Origin of the sequence: Kribbella sp. NPDC023855 (genome assembly GCF_040639475.1) — a bacterium.
In the GTDB taxonomy this organism is placed as follows: Bacteria; Actinomycetota; Actinomycetes; order Propionibacteriales; family Kribbellaceae; genus Kribbella.
In genome coordinates this window covers 589,601-609,236 of the sequence record NZ_JBFAAA010000001.1, presented here as the reverse complement: position 1 = coordinate 609,236, position 19,636 = coordinate 589,601, and the positions used below count along the sequence as shown (strand labels likewise).

Genomic DNA, 19,636 nt, shown 5'->3' with positions numbered 1-19,636 from the left:
GATGAACAAATCCGCCCTGCTCGCCGCTGCCACCGCAGTGGTGACCACCACCGCCCTCGGGCTGACCGGGGCCGCCACGGCCACCGGCGCACCCACAGCAGACCCGGGCACGACCCCCGCCGCCGCGGTCGCCCGGGCCAAGGCCGCGATCCCCGGCAAACTCGGGGTGCTCAAGGCCACCGGCGCCGACACCTTCCTGGTGAAGGACGTCGTCGTCGACGCCGACGGCACCAGCCACGTCCGGATGGACCGGATGATCGGCGGGCTGCCCGTGCTGGGTGGCGACGTCGTCGTCCACCAGACCAAGGACGGCGCTTGGAAGGACGCCAGCCTGACCCTCAGCCGGTCCGCCGACGTCGACCGGACGCCGAAGGTCAGCCCGGCGACCGCCACCGCCAAGGCGGTTGCCCGCGGCCTCAAGGCCGAGGGCAAGCCGAGTCTGGTGATCGAGGCCCGCAAGGGCACGCCACGGCTCGCCTACCGGGTCGCCAGTGGTGGCACCCAGGCCGACGGCACCCCCAGCCACGTCACCACCACGATCGACGCCCTGACCGGTGCCAAGCTCGTCACCGAGCAGCACGTCCACACCGCGACCGGCGACGGCAAGAGCCTGTACTCCGGCACCGTGCCGATCGACACCACCCCGGTGACGGGTGGGTTCAACCTGACCGACCCGGTGCGGGGCGGCGGCCAGACGCTCGACGCGCAGAACAAGACCGACTCGATCTGGTGCCAGATCTTCGGTATCGGCTGCCCGGTCGCGGTCAAGTTCCTCGACGCGGACAACCACTGGGGCAACGGCCTGAACACCGACCGCGCCTCGGCGGCGGTGGACGCGCACTACGGCGCGGCAACCACCTTCGACTACTTCAAGCTCAACCACGGCCGGAACGGCATCTTCAACGACGGCAAGGGCGTCCCGAGCCGCGTGCACTACGGCACGAACTACGTGAACGCCTTCTGGGACGGCAAGCAGATGACGTACGGCGACGGTGACGGCGTCGTCGCGGGTCCGCTGGTCTCGATCGACGTGGCCGGCCACGAGATGTCGCACGGCGTCACCTCGGCCACCTCGAACCTGACCTACTCCGGTGAGTCCGGTGGCCTGAACGAGGCGACCAGCGACATCTTCGGTACCGCGGTCGAGTTCCACTCCAACAACCTCAGCGACCCGGGCGACTACTACATCGGCGAAGAGATCATGAAGGACCGCCCGGCCCTGCGCTACATGGACAAGCCGAGCAAGGACGGCAACTCCAAGGACTGCTGGTACTCCGGGATCGGCAACATCGACGTGCACTACTCCTCCGGCGTGGCGAACCACTTCTTCTACCTCGCCTCCGAGGGCAGCGGCGCCAAGACCATCGGCGGTCTGCCGCACAACTCGACCACTTGCAACGGGTCGACCGTGACCGGCATCACCCAGGCCAAGGTCGCCAAGATCTGGTACCGCGCACTGACGGTGTACTTCACCACCGGTACGACGTACGCGCAGGCCCGGACCGCGACGCTGAACGCGGCCACCGACCTGTACGGCGCGGCCAGCACCGAGCGCGCCGCCGTGGCGGCCGCCTGGTCGGCCGTCAGCGTCAACTAGCAAGTCGTGTCGCCGGGGCCTGTCCCACTGGGGCGGACAGGACCCGGCGATCACGGCTGTCTTACGGCGACCGGGCGGGCGGGGTTTTGGTTGACCGGCCGCAGATACTGGAGCCATGACCAAGAGCACCAGGCAGTACGCCGTACAGAAGTCCGACGAGGAGTGGCGCGCCCAGTTGTCGCCGGCGGAGTTCCAGGTACTGCGCAAGGCCGGCACCGAGCGGCCGTTCACCGGGGAGTACACCGACACCAAGACGATCGGCGTCTACAAGTGCCGGGCGTGTGACGCGGAACTGTTCCGCAGCGAGACCAAGTTCGACTCGCACTGCGGCTGGCCGTCGTTCTTCGCCCCGCTCGCCGAGGACCGGGTGGAGTACATCGAGGACCACGACCTCGGCATGAAGCGGGTCGAGGTCCGCTGCGCCAACTGCGGCTCCCACCTGGGCCACGTCTTCGAAGGCGAGGGCTACGGCACCCCGACCGACCTCCGCTACTGCATCAACTCCGTCAGCCTCTCGCTGGCCCCTGCGGAGTAACGCCAGCATCGATCAGTGCGTCATTCACCCTGTCCGTGGTGACGCGCTGACTTCCGCTCAGGCCAGCCAGGTCCGGAGGGCCGCCAATGCGGCTCAATAGCCGTCAGTGCGATGGTCACGATGAGTGGCCCGTTGGCGGATAAGCGTTCTCGCCGAGCGACGCCAGCCAGCTTGTCGGATAGGACATGGACCAACTGGTGGAAGGCATGGCGGCCCGAGTGGTCGTCTTCGGATCCACATCTGCGCGCGACCGTCTCGCGAGCCGCCCACCGCCCGCCGGATCCGGCGCAGTAGCATCCGCACGTGCCTAAAGCGGTGCAAAAGCATCTTCCGCTACGTAGCCGTCCTGGTCCTCCGCCGCACGGCGGGACGATCCTGTTCCGGGCGATGGCAGTCGACCCCGACGACGGAATGCCGCTTGTAGATGATCGAGGCCTCGGAGTGCGAAGTGGATACGATGTACATCCGAACACTGAACAGGTGATCTCCCCCTGCGGGGCGGGTATGAGCGTGACTCCGGACGATCCGGCCTTGATGCATCCTCACGTCCGCCCACTTCGGCTCGGCGGACGTGGCAAGCATCCAGTGTGGCGATTTCCCTTGGCAAAGTTGCCAGATTCGCTCGCCTACACCCCAGACCCCAGCAACCCTGATCATGGGTTCATAGAACCTGCATACGAAATGAGCTTGGATGACTACCTTCTTCAGCTAGTCAGCACACGGAAGGAATGGATCCGGGATGACTGAGACTCTGTCCAATCTGCCGTCAGCAATACAGTTTCTTGACCTCGTCATTTCTGACCCAAAGACTGTACCCACCGAGGTCTACCGAGCGCTACGGGGACTCCAATTACTCGGTCTCAACAGCCATGAGATTGAAATCCACATAGAGCGCATTCGGGCTTTCAATGAAGCAACAAATCAGTGGTCACATGTCGAACACAACGCGCTTGATGCCCTCGACGTCCTCGCTGGCGACATCCCTGCATATCGCATGGACTGGGGTCCGGCTGAGAGGGCGCGAATTCTTCTTCCACGAATTATATCTAAGGAAGACCTGCTCTCTGCGAGCGAGCTTGCCTATAGATCAAACAACCTTCTACCAAATCAGGCCGAAGATGAGTCAGAAGACTTCCGAGGTAGAGCCGCCGAGGTTGTAGCAGACCAACTGGAACAACTGGCAGCTAAACCACTTCCAGCGCAGTTCGTCCGGGCGGCAAAGTCCAGCTTGACCACCCGCCCCGCAGCCTTGATGAGCCCGCCGGACAGGATGATTTACGCTGCGCTTGCCAGCCTTGTGTCAACGAAACTCACAGAGATTCTTCCCTCTTCCGTGCGATGGCCACGCAGTCCCACCACAACCGCAGAAGGATACGCTGCATTCAAGGCCGCCCCACTCCAATGGGAAGCTAAGTATATCGTTGCCACGGATATCGAGAGTTTCTACGAATGCATCGATCACGAGTTATTGACATACTTTGCACGACGTTACCTAAAGGCGAGCAGTAACTACGCAGACGCTGTTGAATGCTTTCTTGAGGCAGTTATGGGCTCCAAGCGCGGTCTACCTCAAGGCCCAGCAGCGAGCGAAGCCTTCGCCTCAACGTACCTGCTCCCCCTTGATCTGGAGATATCCGCCGCGGGATGGGACTACGTCCGCTACGCGGATGATTTTCTTATGGGAGCGTCGTCGTTTAGCGATGCCAAAGGCCGACTTGAGAGGCTAGAGTCCTTGCTTCAAGAGACCGGATTACGCCTGAATCCTGCCAAAACTCTCATATTCAGACGCTCGACTTATGCAGAGATGGTAACCAAGGTTTCTCCTAGAACTGTCCACCTTCAGCACGAATTTCTGCAACTCACTGATTCGCGTGGCGAAAGCCTCACTGACGAACACCTGGCCGCCTCGTTAGAAGTTATCGCGAATCAGGATATGGCAGTTGCGTCACTGGTTTACGACGACAGGGACGTGGATGAACTTGTCGACGAAATATCTTCGACAAATTCACCGATAGTTTCTGATACATATACAAGCTATTTCCTTCGAGTAGCGAAGGAGTTGATTGACCGCGACCTGTCTGCCAGTTACCTCGATACCGAAGTACTGCTACGCGAAAGCCTAGTGGTAATGGCTGGCGCCCGAACCATTGTTCCATTTGATCGTTTGACCCAAGTGATCAACTGGTTCCCACAGCTAACTCGATATATTGTCGCGTACCTTGAGAGCGTTGCGATGCAAGGTCCGAATGACCTAGCGGACTACCTTTCCGTGCGCCTGCAGGCGGCGGATCAGTCTGAATGGGTAAAGGCATGGCTGTGCCATATTCCAACCCGAATCCCAGAGGTTGTTAATTCGAATCTATTGAATACCTTCAGGATGCTAATCGAGAATTCAGGCAGCTCGATCGTGAGGGCTGGGGCTATGGGCGCCTTGTCAAGCGCCGGCCTGCTCGACTTGGAAGTCCGAAGCGATCTCCTTGACGATCTATCCCCCGCCGTAAAGGCAGAAATATCGTTCAACATGGAAGTCAACTCAAAACAATAGAGTTTCTGCTCATAGTACCTAGTACTACAGCCGGAGTTCGTGATGTTAGCCGGCAGGCCCGGACCGCCAGCACTCACAAACCTGCCGTTCCCACCCGGGCGCATGCCAGTGCACGCTTGGCCGGGTGCGATCAGTTGAGGTTTGTGAGTGGTGGCGGTCCGGCCCGACACGGACGACCGGACGCTGAACATCACGAACTCCGGCCGTAGTACTAGAGCAAACGAATTGATAGTCCGTCAGATCGGGGTGGAGCGGGCGACCGGGTTGTTGTCCGGGTCGGAGATGTAGGCTTGGGGTTCGCCCCAGGGCAGCAGCGCGGAATGTCTCGACGGTGGGCTCGACGGCATCGACGTACATGAAGACTTCGCCTGCGCTGGACCGTGTTGCCTCGTCGTACCGGTGGAGCGAACCGGCCGCCCTCCTTGGCTTGGTCCATCACTGGCCCTTAGCCGTGCGCATCGCGTGCGGCATGCGGATTTGAGGCCACTCCTGGGGTGGAGCGGGTTCCCTCTGATGGGGGAAGCCGGGGTGGGCGGAGTGCGGGATGCTTCGGGCATGGGACAAGGTGGGCTGCCTCCGGGGCAGCGGCGGGTCGAGGGGTTTCCGCGGTTCGGGACACATCTGTCGAAGCCTCCGCCGGCTGTTCCGGTCGACCCGGTGATCGAGGTGCGCGGGGCGGTGACCGGGGAGTTCGACCTGCCGCTGGCCGAGCTCTCCGCCCTGCCCCGCAAGGAGATCCGGGCCGACTTCCACTGTGTGGCGGGCTGGTCGGCGACCGATCTGCTCTGGGAGGGCGTGTTGTTCGAGACGTTCTACCGGGCTCATCTCGAACCGGTACTCCGCCCCGGCGCCACCATCACGCATGTCGGGTGCCGTGGACTCGACGGGCACGAAGGCGCGTTGACGATCGGCGACATCCTGGCGGACGACGTACTGATCGCCGTGAATCTCAACGGCCGGCCGCTCGACAGTGATCACGGCGCACCGGTTCGCCTGGTCAGCCCCAGGCAGTACGGGTATTTCAACATCAAGCACCTGTCCCGCATCGAGCTGCTGACCGCCGCTCCGCCGATCACCGAAGGCCCAGTGATCAGGAGCCATCCCAGAGGCAGGGTTTGGGAAGAGGAGCGGCACGGCTTGCTGCCCGGCCGAGTGGTGCGGCCCTTCTACCGGAGCTTGATTCGCCCCATCCGGTACCTCAGTTCCCGCGGCTCACGTCCGTCGCAGTAAGGGGTCAGATCGGGGTGGCCAGGGCGACCGGGTTGTTGTCCGGGTCGGAGACGTAGGCCTGGCGTTCGCCCCACGGCATCGTGGCCGGCTCCTGGAGCACGGTGTAACCGGCGGCGCGGAAGGCCTCGACGGTCGCCTCGACGGCATCGACGTACACGAAGAGTTCGAAGCGTGGAGCGGTGCCGACGGTGATGCCGAGCTGCGCCTCGGGCCAGCCCGAGTCGGCGATGCCCAGTGAGGACTCGCCGCGCTCCAGACCGACGTAGTGCGGCTCGCCTTCCAGCGGGAACTGGTACCGCGACTCGTAGCCGAGCAGGGCGTAGAACTCGAGCGACCGGCGGACGCTGTTCACGTACAGCACCGGGAAGGCTTTGCGCTCCATCGGTCAGGCCAGGTTCGCGACGAGATCACTCAGCTCGGTCCGCTTGCCGGTGTAGAAGGGGACCTCCTCGCGCACGTGCCGGCGAGCGGTCGAGGCCCGCAGGTCGCGCATCAGGTCGACCATCCGGTGCAGCTCGTCCGCCTCGAAGGCCAGCATCCACTCGTAGTCGCCGAGCGCGAACGACGCGACCGTGTTCGCCCGTACGTCGGGGTAGGTGCGCGCCATCTTGCCGTGCTCGGCGAGCATGAACCGGCGCTCCTCGTCGGGCAGCAGGTACCACTCGTACGACCGGACGAACGGGTAGACGCACACGTAGCCGCGCGCCTCCTCGTCGGCCAGGAACGCCGGGATGTGGCTCTTGTTGAACTCCGCCGGCCGGTGCAGCGCGAACTGCGACCAGATCGGCGCGAGGTGCCGGCCGAGCCGCGAGCGGCGCAGTACGTGGTAGGCCTTCTGCAGCGCGTCGGACGTCGGGGCGTGCCACCAGACCATGAAGTCGGCGTCGGCGCGGAAGCCCTCGACGTCGTACCAGCCGCGGATCACCACGTCCTCGTCCGCCGCCAGCTTGCCCAGCTGTTCGGCCAGCTCGGCCGCGAGCTCGTCCCGGTTCGCGTCGCCGAGCGGCGTCTCCACCTTGAACACCGACCACATGGTGTAGCGGATCACATTGTTCAGCTCGCGCGCCTTCGGCTTCGTCTCGGTCACCCCGCCATTGTCGCCAATGAGCCCAGCCGCCCCTGCACCCGGGTGCGACTAGGGTTCCCCGCATCACGTACCAGCACCACAGGGGGATGCAATGAAAGCTGGTCCGCTCGGCACGGCAGCGTCGATCCTCGTCTGCGTCGTGGCGTTCGCCCAACTGCTGCTCGCGCTCACGGACTGGCAGAACTACCTGAGCTACCAGGACGACCCGCGCAGCTATCAGGCCGAGGTCAACGTCCCGCTCGTGGCGGTCTTCGCGGTTGCCCTGGTCGCCGCGGCCGTCACGTTCATCAGCTGGCTGCGGCAGGTTCGCGCCAACGCGGAGATGTTCTGCAGGGCGCCGCACCGGCATGGCCGCGGGTGGGTGATCGGTGGGTGGTTCGTGCCGGTCATCAGCCTCTGGTACCCCAAGCAGATCGTCGACGACGTCGTCGCGGCCAGTTCGCCGCGGACGTCGCCGCACGCCGACCGCCTGCCGGAGGAGACGAGCGGCATCGTCCTGATCTGGTGGGCCACCTGGATCGGCAGCAACCTGCTCGACCTTGCCGCTCCGAGCACGCCAGACAACCCGGCCGCGGGTGATCTCCTCAGGATGGCGAGCTTCTCGATCGGCAGCGCCGTGCTGTCGGTCGTCGCTGCTGTGTACGCCGTCCGGGTGGTCCGGCTGGTCAACAACCTGCAGATGTCGAGGCCGTGGACGGCTTGGTGGGAGACCGAGGACACCAGGTTCAGCGGGTGACGCGGCCGGTTTCGTAGGCCCACATGACGATCTCGACCCGGTTGCGGGCGCCGAGCTTGGCCATCACGCTCGCCAGGTGGGTCTTCACGGTGCTGAGGCTGATGTGCAGCTCGGCGGCGATCTCGGAGTTGGTCCGGCCGCGCGCCACGGTGATCAGCACCTCTTCCTCGCGGCTGGTGAGCGGTTCGACGGGCTGAACCGGCGGCCGGCCGAGCCGGGTGTCGGAGAAGGCCGCGAGCAGCCGCGCGGTGATTCTCGGCGCGATCAGGGCATCGCCCTCGGCGGCGGCGTGGATCGCCTGGACGAGGAGCTCGGGACCGGCGTCCTTCAGCAGGAATCCGCGCGCACCCGCCTTCAGCGCGCCGTGGACATACTCGTCGAGATCGAAGGTCGTGATCACCACGACAGCGAGCGGTTCGGCGACGTCGGGTCCGGCCAGCTCGCGGGTCGCCGCGATCCCGTCCAGGCCGGGCATCCTGATGTCGAACAAGCACACGTCCGGGCGGAGCCGGCGCGCGAGCGCCACCGCCTCGATGCCGTCGACCGCCTGACCGACCACCTCGATGCCCGGCTGTGCGCCGAGGATCATCGACAACCCGGTACGGATGAGTTCCTGGTCGTCCGCGACCAGCACGCGGATCGTCATCTGGCCGCGCCCGACCTCGGCAGCACCGCTTCGACGGTCCAGCCGCGGTCCGGTCCGGGCCCGGCCTCGAAGGAGCCGCCCAGCAGCGTCGCCCGCTCGGTCATCCCGACCAGCCCGTACCCGGAGGAGTTCCAGGCGCTGGCGCCGGCATCTCCGTCGTCGCGGACGGTCAGCCTCACGCAGTGCTCCTCCCCCGCGACCCGGACATCGATCCGGGTGGCGTGGCGCGCGTGCCGGACCGCGTTGGTGATCGACTCCTGGGCGATCCGGTAGACCGCCGCACCGACGGCAGGCTGCAGGTCCGCGAGATCGCCGGTCAGTTCCAGCTCGACCCGCGGCCGGTCCCCGACGCTGCGGACCAGGCGCTCGAGGTCGGCCACCCCCTGGGGCGGGGCCATGGAGGCCGCCTCGTCCTCCCGCAGATTGCCCACCATGACGCGCATCTCGGCGAGGGTACGCGACGCCTCCGCCTCGATCACCAGCAGCGCGTCGACGGCAGCCGACGGATCGGTCGCGGCGACGACGCGGCCGGCCTGGGCCCGGATCGCGATGGCCGACACATGGTGGGCGACCGTGTCGTGCAGCTCGCGGGCGAGGAGCTCGCGCTCTCGCAGCCGCATCTCTTCGCGCTCCTGCAGCCGGGAGGTCGTCCAGTACCGAACGCCATGGCCGAGCGTCGCCGGGAAGAACAGGAAGACGCCCCCGGCGATGGCCTCGCCGAGGCCGTTGTACTCGGCCGCGCTGCCCGTGACCAAGGCGATCAGGAGGATCAGCAGCCCGATCCCGATCTCCCGTCCAGAGCCCCACCGGACGAGCGAGTAGGGCAGCAGGATCACGGCGACCATCGTGTTGAGACCGATCGGCGGCAGATCGCTGATCAGGCTGACAACGCTTCCCAGCGTCACGACGCCGAACACGACGGCCGGCACCGTCAGCGGATGAGTACGCCGCCACAGCAGCGCGAGGATCGACCCGACGGCGAGCACCAGCGCGACTGGTCGCCAGGGGACGTCCTCTCGCAGTACACCCTCGAGGACTGCCGTGGGAAGCAGTACGGCGACCAGCGCCCAGTCACGCCAGACCCGCCGAGGCGGATCCGGCGCACGCGGCACGGCCAAGAAGGACTGCACCGCGTTTCTCAGCATGGCCACAGCGTAGAGAGCCGGAGCGGATCGGGGATCGGCCGGAAGTACGGGTCGCCGGTCGGCCGGACGGCCGAGCCAACTCCGGCCCATCGTCCGAGGTGTGCGGCGCCGCGGCTGGCCACGCTGAGAGCACTGTCCCGCTGGGCCCTGAGGAGAACACCGATGATGTCGAATGCTTTGTACCGCTTGGGCAGGTTCGCCGCCCGTCGCCCCTGGACGGTGATCGGAACCTGGATCGCGCTGGCCGTCCTCGTCGTCACCGCGGCCGGCGTCTTCGGCCAGAAGCTGGAGAACACCTTCGGCGCGCCCGGCCTCGACTCGCAGCACGCGACCGAGCTGCTGACCGCGGCCGGCAACGACCAGGCCGGCCTCACCGCCCAGCTGGTCGTCACCCCTCGCGACGAGCAGGCGACCTTCGCCACTTCCCCGGAGGCACGGGCGGCCTGGACGAAACTGCAGGCAGACGTCGCCAGTCTGCCCAAGCTGCTCGACACCAGTGGGGCAACGATCTCCCCCGACGGCCGCGTCGGGATCATCCGGCTGCAGTATCCAGTGATTGAAGACCTCGCCACTGCCGACCTGGAGAACCTGCAACAGTTCGCGGCCAAGGAAGCCGCCGGCTCGCCACTCCGGATCGAGATGGGCGGTGACCTGTTCTCGGCGTTCGAGGAGGCGGAGACCGGCCGCGGTGAGCTGATCGGGCTGGTCGCCGCCGTGATCATCCTGCTGGTCGCGTTCGGGTCGCTGATCGCGATGGGGCTGCCGATCGGGCTCGCCGTGTTCGGCATCGCGCTCGGTACCAGCTCGTTGTCGCTGGTCACCTATCTGATCGACATCCCCAGCTGGGCACCGGTGATCGGCAGCATGGTCGGCCTCGGTGTGGGGATCGACTACGCGCTCTTCCTGGTCACCCGGCACCGCGAGTACCTGGCGCAAGGGCTCGCGGTCGACGAGTCGATCGGGCGGGCGGTCGCGACGGCTGGTCAGGCCGTCGTCATCGCCGGTGGCACGGTGGTGATCGCGATCCTCGGCCTGGCGGTCGCCGGCGTACCGTTCCTGACCGGCGGAGGGGTCGCCGTCTCGGTCATCGTGCTGATCATGGTGGCCGCCTCGATCACGTTGCTGCCCGCATTTCTCGGGCTCGCCGGTCACTGGATCAACCGGCTCGCAGTACGGCGCCCGCGGACGACCGGCGGTGCTGGTTGGCAGCGTTGGGGCCGGCACGTCTCCAGGAACGCCGCGGCGTACGCCGTCGCCGCGACCGTCGTCCTGCTGGCCTTGGCCGCCCCGGTGGTTGCTCTCCGCGTCGGTACTCCGGACGAGGGCACGCTGCCCGACAGCCGGACGGAACGCCGCGCCTACGATCTGGTTGCCAAGGGCTTCGGTCCCGGCCTGAACGGCCCGCTGGTCGTTGCCGTCGACATCTCGCGGGACGCCGGTGTGGTCCAGCCGCTGCTCAGCGCCATCTCGGCCGACAAGGGCATCGCCGCTGCCATGCCTCCGCAGGTGAAGGCGGGTGTCGCGACGATCGTGGCGTTCCCGACCACCGGGCCGCAGGACGATGCGACCGTGGACACCATCCGGCGGCTCCGCGCCGACGTCTTCCCCGCCGTCCTCGGACAAAGCCCGGCGCGTGCCCACGTCGGTGGTCAGACAGCGCTCTCGGCCGATCTCGGCGCCAAGGTCAGCGACCGGCTTCCGTGGTTCATCGGTGCCGTGGTGCTGGTGTCCTTCCTGCTGCTGATGCTGGTCTTCCGCTCGGTCCTCGTGCCGCTGAAGGCAGCCTTGATGAACCTGCTCAGCATCGGCGCGTCCTTCGGCGTGATGGTGATGGTCTTCCAGTGGGGCTGGGGCGCGGACCTGATCGGGCTGAAGTCGACCGTCCCGATCCTTCCGTTCATCCCGATGTTCATGTTCGCGATCGTCTTCGGCCTGTCGATGGACTACGAGGTGTTCCTGCTGTCCCGGATCCGCGAGCGCTACCTGGCCACCGGCGACAACGTCAGCTCGGTCATCGACGGCATCGCGAGCACCGGGCGGGTGATCACCTCGGCGGCGCTGATCATGATCTCGGTCTTCCTCGGCTTCGTCCTCGGCGACGACCCGACCGCCAAGATGTTCGGCCTCGGCCTGGCGGTGGCCATCTTCGTGGACGCGACCATCGTGCGAATGGTGCTGGTGCCCGCGACGATGAAGCTGCTGGGCGACGCCAACTGGTGGATCCCGGCCTGGCTCGACCGGCTCCTGCCGCACGTCGACCTCGAAGGCGGGGCGCGTCAGCCCGAGCCCGGTCCGGCCAAGGAAGAAGTACTCGTCTAGCGGCCTGGCTCACCTGCGGGCGACCGCAGGTGAGCCAGCACTCGCGTCGCGGCCCTCCCTGCCAAGGCGACACAAGCGGCGATACCCACCCCTCGGTACGCCGCGCCGCAAACTGCCAGGCCGGGTAGATCGGCTACGGCCGCCTCTACCCGGTCGACCCGGTCCAGGTGCCCCACGGCGTACTGCGGAAGCCCCCCGCCCCACCTGGTCACCAGCGAGCCGACCACGGGTGCCTGCAGACCTATGGCGGTCCGTAGATCCGCGGCAGCAAGCGCTGTGAGCTCCTCGTCGGAGCGCTGGAGCACGAACTCCTCACCGAGCCGGCCGACAGAGCAGCGCAGTACTGCGAGGTCTCCCCCGGCGTCGGCGGACCACTGCCACTTGGCGTGGGAGTAGGTGGACGCCTTGATGGTGCGGCCCTCCACGGACGGCACCAGGAAGCCGGAGCCGGTGGCGTTGGCGGGCCAGTCCTCCTTGCGTACTGCGAGCGTGACGATCGCCATGCTCGCGTACTCGATGGCAGCGAGCTCTGCTGAAGCCTGCGGAACCACGTCGGCCAGCATGCGAGCCGCTGGGGTGGCAGGGACGGCTATGACGACGGCATCTGCTTGCAGGAAGGTCGGGGCCGGCACTGGGCCCGACTCCAGCTCGTAGCCGTTCGCAGTACGGCGGATTCGGCGTACTGTCGCGCTGCGCTGAATCTGGACGCCACGCGCGACCAGGTCAGTCTCCAAGGCGGTGATGAGCCGGTTGATCCCGCCCTTCAGCCCGGCGAACACAGGCTCACCGGCAGCGTTCCGGCGCTGACCGGTCTCCCGTAGCTCACCAGTTGCCGCCAGCAAGCTCGGCGCGGTCCGCAGCTTGGCGTAGAGCTCCGGTACTGCGGCCGCCAGCGAAATCTCCTCGGCACGACCCGCATAGACGCCGCCCAGCAGCGGATCGACCAGCCGGTCGGAGACGGCATGACCCATGCGTTCGGCAACGAACCGTCCGATCGCCACGTCCTCCGTCAGTGCGGGCGCCGGAAGGTCAGGCTCGTGCGCGACCGCCTCGGCGGCCTCCTTGCCCAGTACGTCGACCGCCGCGCTCGCGTCGGAGGGCACGCCCATCACGGTCGGCGGGATGGCGCGGATGCGGTCGCCGATCCAGAGCCCGGCCGACGTCGTTGCCGGGTGCACCAGGTCGTCACCGAGCCCGACGGCCCGGATCAGGTCGACTGCCTCGGGACGGCGGGCCAGCACGGACTCGGCGCCGAGATCGACCGGCACGCCCTCGAGTTCGCCGCCGGACAGCTTCCCGCCGAGCCGGGGCGATGACTCCAGCACGGTGATCTTCGGCGGGTTGGGTCCAGTGGCCAACGCATGTGCCGCCGCCAACCCACTGATCCCGCCACCGACGACGACTACAGAAGGACGCTCCACAGGTCCATCAGATCAAACCGTCAAAGAGCGGCGGTAAGTGAGGTTGGGGCGGCCGTTGTAGATCGACTCGCCGACCACCTCGAAACCGGTGCGGTCCAGCACGGCACGGGATGCGGCGTTCTCGACGTGGGTCCCGGCGCGCAACTCTCGGAGGCCGTAGTCGCGGGCCGCCAGCGCACACACTTCGAGTACTGCGGCCGTTGCCAGCCCTCGGCCGGTCGCGCTTTCCGCAATGCGGTAGCCGAGTTCCGCCGAACCGTCGGCGACGTCGACCAGGTTCACCCGGCCGATCACCTTGCCCTCGGCATCGACGAGCACGTGGAAGTGGAGCTCCCCGGCTGCCTGGTCATCGACCAGCGACTGGTGCCTGGCGTCGAACTCCGCGAAGTACTCGTCGCCACGGTCCGCGATGTGCTTCGCGAAGTACGCCCGGTTCTCCAGCTCGAACGCGAGCACCGCCGGGGCGTGGTCGGCACGCAGCCGCTCGAGTCGGACGCCCTCGGGCAACCGTCCCGGCACAGAGCCGGCCGGAGTCTCCCGGGCCGAGCTGTCCGCGGCTCGGCCCTCAGCCACGGGCGGACTTGCTATGAACCGCCTCGACCACCTTGAGCAGGACGTCGGGATCGGTGTTCGGGGGGACGCCGTGGCCGAGGTTGAAGATGTGACCGGGCGCGGCCTGGCCCTCGGTCAGGATGCGGTCGATCTCGGGCTCGATCGCGTCCCATCCGGCGAAGAGCAAGGCGGGGTCGAGGTTGCCCTGGACCGGCTTCGGCGTGCCGCCCGCCGCCGTGATCCGGCGTACCGCCTCGTCCAGCGGCACCCGCCAGTCGACGCCGACGACATCCGCGCCGGCCTCGCTCATCAGGCCGAGCAACTCACCCGTGTTCACCCCGAAGTGCAGCCGCGGTACGCCGTACTGCGCCAGCGCGTCGAACACCTTCGCCGAGTGCGGCTGCACGAACTCCGCGTAGTCACGCCCCGACAACCCACCGGCCCACGAGTCGAACAGCTGGATCGCCGAGGCACCCGCCTCGATCTGCACCGACAGATAGGCGATCGCGACATCGGCGAGCCGGTCGGCCAGCGCGTGCCAGAGCGTCGGGTCGCCGTGCATGAGCGCCTTCGTCTTGGCGTGGTCCTTGCTCGGCCCGCCCTCGACCAGGTACGACGCGACCGTGAACGGCGCTCCCGCGAACCCGATCAGCGGCGTCCCGCCCAGCTGGGAGGTCAGCTGCTGGACCGACTCGGTGATGTAGGAGACATCCGCCGGCGTGACCGGCCGGACCGCTTCGAGGTCCGCGAGCGACCGCACCGGCGAGGCGACCACCGGACCGACGCCGGGCTGGATCTCCAGGTCGACGCCCACCGCTTTGAGCGGCAGCACGATGTCGGAGAAGAAGATCGCCGCGTCGACGCCGTAACGGCGTACCGGCTGCAGCGTTATCTCCACGACGAGGTCGGGTCGCATACACGACTCGAGCATCGTGGTGCCTTCGCGGATCGCCCGGTACTCCGGCAAGGAGCGACCCGCCTGGCGCATGAACCAGACAGGCGTATGCGGCACCGGCTCACCCCGAGCCGCCCGCAGAAAGGCGGAGTTCGCAAGAGCGTCGGCGGCAACAGCTGATGAGGGAGATTCCGTCACAGGCACAAACCGATGATCCCACGCTGTAATCACCACCCACCCACCAGCCGGACCCAGGAGCACCCCAGAGGTCACCACCGTCCCGCCCCCGGCTCAGGAGCACCACCACGGCCCTGGGTCCTCCCCGGGATCAAGAGCACCACCACGGCCCTGGGGCCCAGCCTCCCCCGGGATCAAGAGCACCACCACGGTCCTGGGGCCCAGCCTCCCCCAGACCAAGAGCACCACCACGGTCCTGGGTCCTCCCCCGGATCAAGAGCACCACCACGGTCCTGGGGCCTCCCGCCCTGGACTGAGGAACGGAGGGAGCGAAGCGACCGGAGAGACGAGGGAAGGGCGGGAGATCAAGCCCCAGGACCCGCCGAGCCGAAGGCGAGGCAGACAACACAGGAAGGGCGGGAGGTAAGCCCCAGGACCCGCCGAGCCGGAGGCGAGGCCAACAACACAGCGCGGGAGTTCAAGCCCCAGGACCCCGCCGAGCCGACGGCGGGGCAGACATCACCGGCGCGTCGTCACCGGCGTCGGTGAGTAATCAGTCGTAGGCTGCGATGCATGGGTGCCCGCAAGCAGGTCGACGCGCCACCCGCGGAGTTCGCCGAGGCTCTCACTCAGTTGCGTGAGGCCCGGTTCAGGCCCGAGGTGTTCGTCGAGGAGATGCCCGCGCCGCAGCGGATAGCACCGCACGCGGCCGCGGTCAGCGCCGACGTGACGGTCGACGGTGACGATGTCGCCACCGGCCGGCTGGTCGTCCTCTACGACCCGGCGGGGAACGACGCCTGGCAGTCGACCTTCCGCTGTGTCGCGTACGTGCGCGCTGCCGTCGAGCCGGAGATGGTGACGGACGCGCTGCTCGGTGGCGTGGGCTGGACCTGGTTGATGGAGGCGCTGGCGGACCGGGGCGCGGAGTTCCTGGCGCCGAGCGGTACCGTCACCAGGGTGGTATCCGAGAGTTTCGGCGGAATGGCCGATGACGAAGCGACGGCGGAGATCGAGATCCGTGCGTCCTGGAGCCCTGTCCCGGGCCCGGACGGGACGGTCGACGTGACCCGTCATGCCGAGGCCTGGGGCGAGGTGCTCTGTACGGCGGCGGGACTCCCGCCGGTACCGCCGGGGGTGGTCGCGATGCCGACCCGGCGCGGTCAGCGGGGCCGATGAGCCCGGCCGAGACCCAGCAGCAGCCGCCCGTCCCGGACGATCCGACCGAGAACCTGCCACTGCTCGAACTCCGCGACGGACTGTCGGACGTGATCGACACCGCCCCGGCCCTGGCCGAGGTGGTGGAGGCGTTCCGCGCCGGCACCGGCCCGGTCGCGGTGGACGCCGAGCGCGCCTCGGGCTACCGCTACTCGCACCGCGCGTACCTGGTCCAGCTCCGCCGGGTGGGTTCCGGCTCGGCGCTGGTCGACCCGATCCCGTTCGGTGACCTGTCCTCGCTCGGTGACGCGATCATCGACGCCGAGTGGATCATCCACGCCGCGAACCAGGATCTCGCCTGCCTGGCCGAGGTCGGCATGGTGCCGCGCACCGTCTTCGACACCGAACTGGCCGGCCGGCTGCTCGGCTACCCCAAGGTCGGGCTGGCCTCGCTGGTCAGCGAAGTACTCGGCTACAAGATGCGCAAGGAGCACTCGGCGGCCGACTGGTCGACGCGTCCGCTGCCCGGTCCGTGGCTGATCTACGCCGCGCTGGACGTCGAGATGCTGATCGAGCTGCGCGACGCGATCGAGGCCGAGCTGCGCCGCGAGGGCAAGTGGGAGTGGGCCCAGCAGGAGTTCACCGCGATCCTGAACGCTCCGCCGCGCGAGCCGAAGCCGGACCCGTGGCGGCGTACGTCGGGAATGCACCGGGTGCGCAACCGCCGCAGCCTGGCGGTCGTCCGTGCGCTGTGGGAGGCGCGCGACCAGATCGCCGCCTCTGCCGACATCTCCCCCGGCCGCATCCTCCCGGACGCGGCCATCGTCGAGGCCGCGGCAGCGATGCCGGTCGACCGTGACAGCTTGCAGCGCCTGACGGCCTTCAAGGGCCGCGGCGCGCACCGCCACATGCGCACGTGGTGGGAGGCGATCGACCACGCCCGCCGCCTGCCCGAGAGCGAACTCCCCAAACAAGGCCCCCGGTACGACGGACCGCCGCCGGCTCGCGCCTGGGCCGATCGCGACCCGGACGCGGCGGCCCGGCTGTCAGCCGCCCGTGCGGCGGTCAGCGAGATCGCGGAGGCCCATCGCCTCCCGACGGAGAACCTGCTCTCCCCCGACACCATCCGCCGCCTCGCCTGGGCCCCACCGGCCGACGCGGACCTGGCGGCGGTGTCGACGTTCCTGCGCGACCACAACGCCCGCGAATGGCAGATCGGCCTCACCGCCGAGGTCCTCACCGAGGCCCTCGCCACCGAGGCCGCCCCGCCAGAACCCCTCGACCCGGACGACAACCCGTAACAACGAGTCACGCCCGGGGTGCTCGGGGTCAGCCCGCCGACACCTCCGGCTCTCCTGGGCATTGCCCCGGCGTGGCGAGCCTGCTGCTTCAGCCACCCCGCTCGCCGCGCGAAGGGCGGTGAGCGGGGTTGGATTTCAGGCCGGGAGCTCTGCCTCGATGGCGGTGATGACTTCGTCGGACTCCGGCAGGGTCTGTGGGCGGAAGCGGGCTGCGACTGTGCCCTCAGGGGTGATCAGGAACTTCTCGAAGTTCCACTGGACGTCGCCGGCCGCGCCGTCGGCGTCCGGGGTCGCGGTGAGCTCGGAGTACAGGGGGTGGCGGCCTTCGCCGTTGACCTCGAGCTTGGCGAGCATCGGGAACGTCACGCCGTACGTCGTCGAGCAGAAGGTCTCGATCTCCTCGGCCGAGCCGGGCTCCTGGCCGCCGAACTGGTTGCAGGGCACCCCGAGCACGGTGAAGCCACGGCTCGCGTACTGCTTCTGCAGCTTCTCCAGGCCCTCGTACTGCGGGGTCAGGCCGCACTTGGAGGCCACGTTGACCACCAGCACCGCCTTGCCCTTGTACTCACCGAGCGTGGTGTCGGCGCCGGACAGGGTCTGCAACGGGATGTCGTACAGGCTCATCGAAAATCCTCAATCGGTGGGGAGATGGCGGGCCAGGAAGACCTCGGTACGGCTCCACGCGAGCGCTGACGCCTCGGCGTGGTGGAAGGCGGGACTCGGGTTGTCGAAAGCGTGCCCAGCGCCGGGATAGCGGTAGATCTCGTTCTCGGGCCCCTCGACGGCCGCTGCGATCTGGTCGACCGTCTCGGTGCTCAGGTACTCGTCGGCGTCTCCGAAGTGGTGCAGGCTGGTCGCGTCCACCTCGGGCGCGAGGCCGATCAGCTGCGGCAGGGCAGACCCGTAGTAGCTCACCAGTACGTCGGCGGGCGACTCCGCGGCCACGTTGAAGCCCAGGCCACCGCCGAAGCAGAAGCCGACGATCCCGACAGGTGTCTCACGACTGCGCAGGTAGTCCAGTACTGCGATCGAGTCGGACACCGCGGTCGCCCAGTCGAGCTTGCTGGTCAGACCGATGGCCTGCTCGAGCAGGTCGGGTGCTGTCTCGTCCAGCTCCGCGTTGTCCAGGCGCCAGTAGATCTCCGGCGCGACGACGTAGTACCCGAGGGTGGCCAGGTCCAGGGCTCGCTGCTGGATGTAGTCGGAGACCCCGAAGATCTCCTGGAGCAGCAACAAGCCCGGCCCGGACCCGCCGGCGGGCTCCCACACATGAGTCGGGATCAGCCCCGAGCCGGTATCGATCTCCAAGGTCACACAGCGAGCCTAGGGCATGCCTGGCGATTCCCTGCGTGCTGCGCGGCACTCGGCACGGCACCTCGGCGCACTGGAGCAAAAGCAACGATGGAAAAGCATCGAGGCGTCCGCTCCAGCACGCCGAGCTACCGCACCGAGCACCTGCTCGCGACTGCAGGGAATCGCCAGACATGCCCTAGACGACCACCCAACCGTCAGTGTTCCGCCTCCACGGATTCGCGCCGTACTGCGGGCGCAGGCGCGGGCATCCACGTCTTGCACTCGGCGATGGCTGCGCTGAGCAGGTTGTAGAGGCGCTCGTCCGGGTCAGACACGCAGGCCTGCGAGATGCCCTCTACTGCGCACGACACCGCCCGCGGAGCCGTCCGGCGCACGAAGTCCGGCGTACCGCGGTGTGGTCGGGACGTGAAGGTCCGTGCCCACTTGGCAGCCGCCGGGACCGAGTCCAGCGCTTCCTGGGCCTCAGGGCGCATGCTGTCGAGCGGCCGGCCGTCCAGTGCGGCCAGGTGGCGCTCTCCCACCAGCAGAGCGACAGCGAGGATGTACTGACGCTCCTGGGAGACCACCGGCAGCGCTTGCTCTATGCACACGGCCGTCACCCGCGGTACGACATGCGGGTCGTCAGGCGTCAGGCCGATCACCGACGGGATGAGCGGAGCGAGCCGGACCCGGCCGGCGTCCGTCGTACAGTCGTTGACGTCCCGGGCCACATTGGCCAGCAGCGGATGCGTACAGGCCGGGTGGTCCGACCAGGGTTCGCCCGCGAGGTACGAAGCGAACTCCATGAAACAGGCGCCCTTGCGAGGATTGCGGTGTTTGCCCCGGGACAGGACCGGGACGGCAAGCTCGAGATTGTTCATTGCGACTCCTGAGACGACTCCCTTCCCCTCAGCATGCGCCGGATCCGCGCTGGGCGCTACGGATCGCGCCAACTCGCGCCACCTGTGAGCAGTGGCACAGGCGTGGTGGGTTGGGAGGATG

The 19,636-nt window shown here is 67.6% G+C and carries 18 protein-coding genes; 8 read left to right on the top strand and 10 right to left on the bottom strand.

Annotation, left to right across the window (positions count from 1 at the left end):
- The first annotated feature begins 1 nt into the window (after position 1).
- From AB0F51_RS02745 to AB0F51_RS02730, 4 genes are all read left to right on the top strand, one after another.
- Positions 2-1,597, top strand: a complete 1,596-nt coding sequence (locus AB0F51_RS02745; protein WP_360272996.1) for a M4 family metallopeptidase — start codon at positions 2-4, stop codon at positions 1,595-1,597.
- A gap of 115 nt (positions 1,598-1,712) precedes the next feature.
- On the top strand, positions 1,713-2,132 hold the full coding sequence (gene msrB, locus AB0F51_RS02740; RefSeq protein WP_360272994.1) for a peptide-methionine (R)-S-oxide reductase MsrB: 420 nt from the start codon (positions 1,713-1,715) through the stop codon (positions 2,130-2,132).
- A 739-nt stretch (positions 2,133-2,871) separates the two neighbouring features.
- Complete coding sequence (locus AB0F51_RS02735; RefSeq protein WP_360272991.1) at positions 2,872-4,677, top strand: RNA-directed DNA polymerase; 1,806 nt, start codon at positions 2,872-2,874, stop codon at positions 4,675-4,677.
- Between the two features lie 555 nt (positions 4,678-5,232).
- A complete protein-coding gene (locus AB0F51_RS02730) occupies positions 5,233-5,907 on the top strand; it encodes a molybdopterin-dependent oxidoreductase (RefSeq protein WP_360272988.1) in 675 nt (224 codons plus the stop codon).
- 4 nt (positions 5,908-5,911) lie between these two features.
- Here the strand turns inward: AB0F51_RS02730 and AB0F51_RS02725 are convergent, their stop codons facing one another.
- On the bottom strand, positions 5,912-6,289 hold the full coding sequence (locus tag AB0F51_RS02725) for a VOC family protein (protein WP_360272985.1): 378 nt from the start codon (positions 6,287-6,289) through the stop codon (positions 5,912-5,914).
- A gap of 3 nt (positions 6,290-6,292) precedes the next feature.
- Positions 6,293-6,994 (bottom strand): hydrogen peroxide-dependent heme synthase, encoded by a 702-nt coding sequence (gene hemQ / locus AB0F51_RS02720; protein WP_360272983.1) that lies wholly within the window; start codon positions 6,992-6,994, stop codon positions 6,293-6,295.
- Between the two features lie 91 nt (positions 6,995-7,085).
- Between hemQ and AB0F51_RS02715 the strand changes: the two genes are divergently transcribed.
- Complete coding sequence (locus tag AB0F51_RS02715; RefSeq protein WP_360272980.1) at positions 7,086-7,730, top strand: DUF4328 domain-containing protein; 645 nt, start codon at positions 7,086-7,088, stop codon at positions 7,728-7,730.
- Here AB0F51_RS02715 and AB0F51_RS02710 read toward each other — a convergent pair.
- A complete protein-coding gene (locus AB0F51_RS02710) occupies positions 7,720-8,376 on the bottom strand; it encodes a response regulator transcription factor (protein WP_360272978.1) in 657 nt (218 codons plus the stop codon). The genes AB0F51_RS02715 and AB0F51_RS02710 overlap by 11 nt on opposite strands.
- Entirely contained in the window at positions 8,373-9,521 is a 1,149-nt protein-coding gene (locus AB0F51_RS02705) for a histidine kinase (protein WP_360272976.1), read from the bottom strand. Before AB0F51_RS02705 ends, AB0F51_RS02710 begins: the two co-directional genes overlap by 4 nt.
- A gap of 162 nt (positions 9,522-9,683) precedes the next feature.
- Between AB0F51_RS02705 and AB0F51_RS02700 the strand changes: the two genes are divergently transcribed.
- Positions 9,684-11,840 carry an MMPL family transporter gene (locus tag AB0F51_RS02700; protein WP_360272973.1) on the top strand — a complete coding sequence of 719 codons (2,157 nt, stop codon included), beginning with the start codon at positions 9,684-9,686 and terminating at the stop codon, positions 11,838-11,840.
- Here AB0F51_RS02700 and hemG read toward each other — a convergent pair.
- From hemG to hemE, 3 genes are read right to left on the bottom strand one after another with little or no spacing between them, the layout of a single operon-like run.
- Positions 11,837-13,261: a protoporphyrinogen oxidase gene (gene hemG, locus AB0F51_RS02695; RefSeq protein WP_360272971.1), complete on the bottom strand. Its 1,425-nt coding sequence runs from the start codon at positions 13,259-13,261 to the stop codon at positions 11,837-11,839. The genes AB0F51_RS02700 and hemG overlap by 4 nt on opposite strands.
- A 12-nt stretch (positions 13,262-13,273) precedes the next feature.
- The gene (locus AB0F51_RS02690; RefSeq protein ID WP_360272968.1) at positions 13,274-13,834 is read right to left on the bottom strand and encodes a GNAT family N-acetyltransferase; all 561 of its coding nucleotides are present in this window, start codon (positions 13,832-13,834) and stop codon (positions 13,274-13,276) included.
- The gene (gene hemE, locus AB0F51_RS02685; RefSeq protein WP_360274552.1) at positions 13,827-14,906 is read right to left on the bottom strand and encodes a uroporphyrinogen decarboxylase; all 1,080 of its coding nucleotides are present in this window, start codon (positions 14,904-14,906) and stop codon (positions 13,827-13,829) included. Before hemE ends, AB0F51_RS02690 begins: the two co-directional genes overlap by 8 nt.
- Positions 14,907-15,458: 552 nt before the next feature.
- Here hemE and AB0F51_RS02680 point away from each other — a divergent pair.
- Together AB0F51_RS02680 and AB0F51_RS02675 are read left to right on the top strand one after the other, a co-directional pair.
- A complete protein-coding gene (locus AB0F51_RS02680; protein ID WP_360272966.1) occupies positions 15,459-16,061 on the top strand; it encodes a DUF3000 domain-containing protein in 603 nt (200 codons plus the stop codon).
- Positions 16,058-17,341 carry an HRDC domain-containing protein gene (locus AB0F51_RS02675; protein WP_360272964.1) on the top strand — a complete coding sequence of 428 codons (1,284 nt, stop codon included), beginning with the start codon at positions 16,058-16,060 and terminating at the stop codon, positions 17,339-17,341. Before AB0F51_RS02680 ends, AB0F51_RS02675 begins: the two co-directional genes overlap by 4 nt.
- A gap of 135 nt (positions 17,342-17,476) precedes the next feature.
- Here the strand turns inward: AB0F51_RS02675 and AB0F51_RS02670 are convergent, their stop codons facing one another.
- The 3 genes from AB0F51_RS02670 to AB0F51_RS02660 all read right to left on the bottom strand — a co-directional run bounded on the left by AB0F51_RS02670 (position 17,477) and on the right by AB0F51_RS02660 (position 19,515).
- Positions 17,477-17,965: a glutathione peroxidase gene (locus AB0F51_RS02670; protein WP_360272962.1), complete on the bottom strand. Its 489-nt coding sequence runs from the start codon at positions 17,963-17,965 to the stop codon at positions 17,477-17,479.
- A 9-nt stretch (positions 17,966-17,974) separates the two neighbouring features.
- The gene (locus AB0F51_RS02665; protein ID WP_360272959.1) at positions 17,975-18,655 is read right to left on the bottom strand and encodes a dienelactone hydrolase family protein; all 681 of its coding nucleotides are present in this window, start codon (positions 18,653-18,655) and stop codon (positions 17,975-17,977) included.
- A gap of 194 nt (positions 18,656-18,849) precedes the next feature.
- The gene (locus tag AB0F51_RS02660; RefSeq protein ID WP_360272956.1) at positions 18,850-19,515 is read right to left on the bottom strand and encodes a hypothetical protein; all 666 of its coding nucleotides are present in this window, start codon (positions 19,513-19,515) and stop codon (positions 18,850-18,852) included.
- Between the last annotated feature and the right edge of the window lie 121 nt (positions 19,516-19,636).

Excerpts from the sequence above, each read along its gene's own strand:
- AB0F51_RS02745 (WP_360272996.1), top strand. The coding sequence starts at position 2 with ATGAACAAATCCGCCCTGCTCGCCGCTGCCACCGCAGTGGTGACCACC.
- msrB (WP_360272994.1), top strand. The coding sequence starts at position 1,713 with ATGACCAAGAGCACCAGGCAGTACGCCGTACAGAAGTCCGACGAGGAG.
- AB0F51_RS02735 (WP_360272991.1), top strand. The coding sequence starts at position 2,872 with ATGACTGAGACTCTGTCCAATCTGCCGTCAGCAATACAGTTTCTTGAC.
- AB0F51_RS02730 (WP_360272988.1), top strand. The coding sequence starts at position 5,233 with ATGGGACAAGGTGGGCTGCCTCCGGGGCAGCGGCGGGTCGAGGGGTTT.
- AB0F51_RS02725 (WP_360272985.1), bottom strand. The coding sequence starts at position 6,289 with ATGGAGCGCAAAGCCTTCCCGGTGCTGTACGTGAACAGCGTCCGCCGG.
- AB0F51_RS02715 (WP_360272980.1), top strand. The coding sequence starts at position 7,086 with ATGAAAGCTGGTCCGCTCGGCACGGCAGCGTCGATCCTCGTCTGCGTC.
- AB0F51_RS02710 (WP_360272978.1), bottom strand. The coding sequence starts at position 8,376 with ATGACGATCCGCGTGCTGGTCGCGGACGACCAGGAACTCATCCGTACC.
- AB0F51_RS02705 (WP_360272976.1), bottom strand. The coding sequence starts at position 9,521 with ATGCTGAGAAACGCGGTGCAGTCCTTCTTGGCCGTGCCGCGTGCGCCG.
- AB0F51_RS02700 (WP_360272973.1), top strand. The coding sequence starts at position 9,684 with ATGATGTCGAATGCTTTGTACCGCTTGGGCAGGTTCGCCGCCCGTCGC.
- AB0F51_RS02680 (WP_360272966.1), top strand. The coding sequence starts at position 15,459 with ATGGGTGCCCGCAAGCAGGTCGACGCGCCACCCGCGGAGTTCGCCGAG.
- AB0F51_RS02675 (WP_360272964.1), top strand. The coding sequence starts at position 16,058 with ATGAGCCCGGCCGAGACCCAGCAGCAGCCGCCCGTCCCGGACGATCCG.
- AB0F51_RS02670 (WP_360272962.1), bottom strand. The coding sequence starts at position 17,965 with ATGAGCCTGTACGACATCCCGTTGCAGACCCTGTCCGGCGCCGACACC.
- AB0F51_RS02660 (WP_360272956.1), bottom strand. The coding sequence starts at position 19,515 with ATGAACAATCTCGAGCTTGCCGTCCCGGTCCTGTCCCGGGGCAAACAC.